Raw genomic sequence first — 5,938 nt, 5'->3', positions numbered from 1 at the left:
TTTTATTTTCTTCTTTTGGCTTTGCTTCTTTCTTAGGCTCTGGAGTTTTATCTGCTATCTTTTCAGTGCTTGTTTCTGTTTTTGGTTCAGGAATTTTGTCCTCTTTAGTAGCTTCCGGTACATCATCAAAGCCTTCAGGACGTTTAAATCCTTTTGAAGAAGCTTTTCTTAATAATACTCTTCTTTTACGAGCTTTAAGTCTTAATTTGTATTCTTTTGTCGTTAATTTTTTTCTAGTCATCACTTAAAATTTTGTGCAAATATAAAATATTTTTTTCTTAAAACAAACAGTTTTTTTTTCTTTGAATTATTTTTTAAATAATGCTAATCTCTATAAGCGATATATATTCTATCTCCCTCTTTTACAATACGTAAAATCTTTTTATTTTTTGTCAATTCTTCTATTAATTCATCATTGTGATTTTTAATAATAAGAAGATTCACATTTTTAGTATAAAAGAGTTTGAATTTCTTTTTAACAGCATTAAAAAAAGTTACTATTCTATTCTTTTCATCTTTAATGCAAGTAATAAGTTTAATATCTGTAAATTTTAAAAAATCAGGGTCAAAATCAAGTTTGTAAAAATATTTTGATAATATTTTTCTGTCATCAATAGTAAATGTATTTTTATCCTTTCTGAGTACAGTTAAAATAGCTTGGTTTTCTTTTTTTATAATTAAAGGGAAATTCATTTCATTCTCAACTACCTCTTTTATAATTGTTCCTCTTTGAAGCGGAAACGTAAATTTTCTAATTTCAAAAGGGATGTTTTTTTCTTTTAACGGTTGTATTGTTTTTTGATGAATTATTTTAGCACCAAGTTTACTTAGTTCAAATACATCATCATAGGACATTTCATTAATACTAATTGCATCAAAATAAAACTTAGGGTCGGCATTAAAAACTCCATTTACATCTTTCCAAAAAACAACTTCTTCAACCATAATTGAGCTTGCAATAATTGCTGCAGAATAATCTGAACCCTCACGTCCCAAAGTTGTCATATTCTCCTCATCATCAGCACCAATAAATCCTTGAGTGATAAATAATTTTTCACTTATTTCAAGTGAAATACTTTGTCGGACATGATGCACTGTATTGTCTTCAAGGATTTCAGCCATTCGGTTTTTACCTGTTGTTTTAATAATATCACGAGCATCAATCCATTTGTTTTTAAGTCCTGTTGATTTTAAATAATTACTAATAATTACACTTGAAATTATTTCTCCGTAACCAACTATCTGATCATAGTAAAAATCATAACGACTATTTTTATGTTTTTCTATTTTGTATCTAATTTCGGCAAAATATTGTTTTAATTGTATTTGAGCTTCCGTTGCTTCTGTATCATATAAATTAGTAATGATTTTTTTAAAATATTGTTCAATTTCAAATAACTCAATATCAAAATTAGAATCCTTTTCTAAGCTCTTATTTATAACCTCCTCAAGTGCATTAGTTGTTTTTCCCATTGCTGATATTACAACTATAATTTTGTGATACGAATATTCAATTAAAATATTGGCTAAAAGTTTAATAGATTCTGCATCCTTAATAACACCACCACCAAATTTGAAAACCTTCATATAATTAATTTAATTTTTATTATAAAATCATTTTTATTTCCAATAAAAAATCATAATATTTGCTCACAAAAATAAATAAAATAATTATGTTTACAGGGGTAAAAACTTTAAATCAATTTATAAATCAAAGACAGGAAGATTTTCCATTTGCAACTGGAGATCTTAGTAGTTTGCTTAGTGATATTGGAACAGCAGCAAAAATAGTCCATAGAGAAGTAAATAAAGCAGGTCTTTTAAATATTCTTGGTTCAGCCGATCAAACAAATGTGCAAGGTGAAAATGTTCAAAAATTAGATATTTATGCAAATAAACAACTAATTGCTGCTTTAAAGGGAGGCTTAGAGTGTTGTGCTATTGCCTCAGAAGAAAATGATGATTTTGTACAAATAAATAATTTAGAATCATCAAAACCAAAATATGTTGTAAATTTTGATCCACTTGACGGTTCTTCAAATATTGATGTAAATGCATCAATAGGTACTATTTTTGGAATTTATAGACGAATTTCTGATGTAAACGGACCAGGAACAAGAGAGGATTGTTTGCAGAAAGGTCATAACCAAGTTGCGGCAGGTTATATTATTTATGGTTCATCAACAATGATGGTTTACACAACAGGAAATGGTGTAAACGGATTTACATTAGACCCTTCTATTGGTGAATTTTGCCTTTCACATTCAAATATTACTATTCCTGATAATGGAAAGATTTACTCTATAAATGAAGGAAACTATGCTGATTTTTCTGAGGGTGTTAAACAATTTCTTAACTATCTTCAAACAGATGCAAGGCAAGATATTGGAAATTTTTCTTCAAGATATATTGGAACTTTAGTTGCCGATTTTCATAGAAATCTTTTAAAAGGTGGAATTTTTATTTATCCTAATACGAAAAAAGCCCCCAAAGGAAAATTGAGATTATTGTATGAAAATAATCCTATGGCTTTTATTATTGAACAAGCAGGAGGTAAAGCAACTGATGGTCATGGAGTTGATATTTTAGATATTCAACCAACAGAACTTCACCAAAGAACACCATTGTTTATTGGAAGTAAATCATTAGTAATACTTGCAGAAAAATTTATTAAAAAATACGATAGTTAATAAATCATTATGTTTTAACCAATTTATACTAAAACAATGTTTTTGCAAATATTCAGTTACACTTGAATATTTCTGATTATTCGCAATTTATTAAGGTCTATCTGAATATTTTCAATTACAATTGAATTCTATGGCGGCTTAGTTTGAAAATATTTACACTTTATAAAACTACTAATCAATTATTTGTTTAGTCCATTTGAAAATAAAATTTTACTTTTGCAGTAAAATTAAAAATTCATTTTTTTTAATGAAAGAAAACAAAGAAAAAAAACAGTTTTTACAGCATTGTATTATTGATTCAATGAGAGAAAAGAAAGCATTGGATATTACAACACTTGACTTAAGAGCTTTGAAAAATGCAGTTACCGATATGTTCATTATTTGCCATGGTACCTCAGGAACTCATATAGAATCAATCGCAAAATTTATAATTGAGAATGTTAGTAAAACCGCTAATGAGAAGCCCCTTGTAAAGGAAGGTTTTGAGAATAGGGAATGGATATTGCTAGACTACTTCGACTTTGTAATTCACGTTTTTATAAAAGAAAAACGTGATTTTTTTGCCCTTGAAAAACTATGGGGAGATAGCATTATAAAAACTTACGATAATAATTTAAGCAAAGATAATAACTAGAAAATAGAAATGGTAAAGAATCCTAAAGATACAAAAACCAAAAAGAAAAGCACTAAAACTAATCCTAAGAAAGATGCTAAAAAACCAATGTCAAAAAAACCTCAAAAGTTTAATTTTTATTGGATTTATGCAATAATAGGTGTTTTCCTTTTTGCAACATATTTTTTCCCTTCAGATTTTGCTCAGGAAACAAACTGGATGGAAGTAAAAAAAATGATAAAGGAAGAACATGTACAAAAGTTTGAAGTTATTAATAATGAACAAATACAAGTTTTTTTAAAGAAAACTGCTTTATCAAGTGGAAAATATAAAGATTTAAAAGATAATCCATTATCTTCAACAAATGAAGGACCTCACTACCAATTTAATTGGCCTGAGGCTTCCAAAACATTTAAGGAAAACGTTGATAAAGTATTAGTTGAAAATAGTTTAGTTGATGAAATATCAATTACCTTTAAACACAAGGAAAACTGGAGCCGTGAAATATTCAGTTGGATAATTCCCTTAGGATTATTTGTTTTGCTATGGTTTTTTATTATGAAAAAATTCTCAGGTGGAGCAGGAGGTGGCGGACAAATATTTAATATTGGTAAAAGTAAAGCAACACTTTTTGAAAAAGATTCAAAGGTTAATGTTAACTTTTCTGATGTTGCAGGCTTGGAAGAAGCGAAGGTAGAAGTAATGGAAATTGTTGATTTTCTTAAAAATCCAAAAAAATATACCTCTTTGGGAGGAAAAATTCCAAAAGGTGCTTTGCTTATAGGACCTCCGGGTACAGGAAAAACGTTATTGGCACGAGCAGTAGCAGGTGAAGCTGATGTTCCTTTTTATTCAATGTCAGGTTCCGATTTTGTTGAAATGTTTGTTGGTGTAGGTGCCTCACGTGTCCGAGATCTTTTTAACAAAGCTAAATCAAAAGCTCCATGTATTATTTTTATTGATGAAATAGATGCTATTGGTAGAGCTCGAGGTAAAACTATGGTTCAAGGGGGAAATGATGAAAGAGAAAGTACTCTTAATCAATTACTTTCGGAAATGGATGGCTTTACAATGAATTCAGGAATTATAATTCTTGCAGCAACAAACCGACCTGATGTACTTGATACAGCCTTACTTCGTCCGGGACGTTTTGATAGACAAATTTCTATTGACAGACCTGACCTTAATGGCAGAGAGCATATTTTTAACGTTCATTTAAAACCTCTTAAAAAACTTTCTAAAGATGTAAAAAGCATTACTCTTGCTGAGCAAACTCCTGGATTTGCAGGTGCTGAAATTGCTAATGTTTGTAATGAAGCTGCTTTAATTGCTGCACGAAAAAACAAAAAACAAGTAAATATGCAAGATTTTCAAGATGCCATTGACCGTGTTATCGGAGGACTTGAAAAGAAAACAAAAATTATTGCTCCTGATGAAAAGAAAATTGTTGCTTATCACGAAGCAGGACATGCTATTGTAGGGTGGTTTCTTGAACATGCTGCACCATTACTGAAAGTGTCAATTGTACCACGAGGCATTGCCGCACTTGGTTATGCTCAATATCTTCCCAAAGAACAATTTCTTTACACAACAGAGCAATTACTTGATTCGATGTGTATGTCACTTGGAGGAAGAGCCGCTGAAGAAATAATTTTTAATAAAATATCTACAGGTGCACAAAACGATCTTGAGAGAGTTACCAGAATAGCTTATGATATGGTTACCATTTATGGAATGAACAATAAAGTAGGTAATGTTTCTTTTCATGATCCTCAAAATGAATACAATTTCCACAAACCATATTCTGAAAAAACCGCTGAGTTAATTGATGAGGAAACTAGAAAAATTATTGAAGAATCATTTCAAAGAGCAAAAAAATTATTAATTGACAAAAAAAATGAATTTATAAAAATAGGAAAAGCATTACTAGAGAAAGAGACAATATTTAAAAGCGATATGGAGAACCTTATTGGAAAACGACCATTTGAAGAGGATAAGGTTGAAGTTAAGGCGACTAAAACGAAAACTAAACCTAAGCCTAAACCTAAGCCTAAACCTAAGATTGAAGATAAAACCACAGACACAAAAACAAAAGTGGCTAAAAAACCTAAGAATAAAACAAAAGAAGAAAAGTAAAACCAAAGAATGACAATAAAAATTTTTATTACAGGAGGTACTTTTGATAAGGAGTACAACGAGTTAAATGGAAAACTTTTTTTTAAAGATTCTCATCTTCCTGAAATGTTGAAATTAGGCAGGTCAAAAGTAGATGTTAGCATTCGTACATTAATGATGATTGACAGCCTAGAAATGACTGATTCTGATAGAGATATTATTGTTACAAACTGTGTAAATACTAAAGAAAGCAAAATTCTAATTACTCACGGAACAGATTCAATAGTTGAAACGGCAAAATTTATTGCAAAATCGAAATTGAAAGATAAATGTATTATACTTACAGGTGCAATGATTCCTTATAAATTTGGTAGTTCAGACGGACTTTTTAATCTTGGTAGCTCGCTTGCTTTTGTTCAAACATTAGAAAATGGAGTTTATATTTCTATGAACGGAAGAATTTTTAACTGGGATAATGTGCAAAAAAATAGAAAGTTGGGAGAGTTTGAAGATATAGATT

Annotated in this window: 6 protein-coding genes; 4 read left to right on the top strand and 2 right to left on the bottom strand. The window is 29.6% G+C overall.

Features of this window, described 5'->3' with window-relative positions:
- The coding region (locus tag U9R42_14015; protein MEA3497139.1) for a hypothetical protein at positions 1-241 on the bottom strand (241 nt) is incomplete at its 3' end.
- 83 nt (positions 242-324) lie between these two features.
- Positions 325-1,587, bottom strand: a complete 1,263-nt coding sequence (locus U9R42_14010; protein MEA3497138.1) for an aspartate kinase — start codon at positions 1,585-1,587, stop codon at positions 325-327.
- Positions 1,588-1,673: 86 nt separating this feature from the next.
- Here U9R42_14010 and fbp point away from each other — a divergent pair, with 86 nt between their 5' ends.
- The 4 genes from fbp to U9R42_13990 form a co-directional block, all read left to right on the top strand.
- Positions 1,674-2,690, top strand: a complete 1,017-nt coding sequence (fbp, locus tag U9R42_14005) for a class 1 fructose-bisphosphatase (protein MEA3497137.1) — start codon at positions 1,674-1,676, stop codon at positions 2,688-2,690.
- Positions 2,691-2,937: 247 nt separating this feature from the next.
- A complete protein-coding gene (gene rsfS / locus U9R42_14000; protein ID MEA3497136.1) occupies positions 2,938-3,324 on the top strand; it encodes a ribosome silencing factor in 387 nt (128 codons plus the stop codon).
- An 87-nt stretch (positions 3,325-3,411) separates the two neighbouring features.
- The gene (ftsH, locus tag U9R42_13995) at positions 3,412-5,439 is read left to right on the top strand and encodes an ATP-dependent zinc metalloprotease FtsH (protein MEA3497135.1); all 2,028 of its coding nucleotides are present in this window, start codon (positions 3,412-3,414) and stop codon (positions 5,437-5,439) included.
- Between the two features lie 9 nt (positions 5,440-5,448).
- Positions 5,449-5,938: asparaginase domain-containing protein (locus U9R42_13990; GenBank protein ID MEA3497134.1), on the top strand; the 490-nt coding region annotated here is incomplete at its 3' end.

This window comes from Bacteroidota bacterium (assembly GCA_034723125.1).
Lineage (GTDB): Bacteria > Bacteroidota > Bacteroidia > CAILMK01 > JAAYUY01 > JAYEOP01.
The sequence above is the reverse complement of the archived record's forward strand: the minus strand, read 5'-3'. Positions and strand labels throughout refer to the sequence as shown.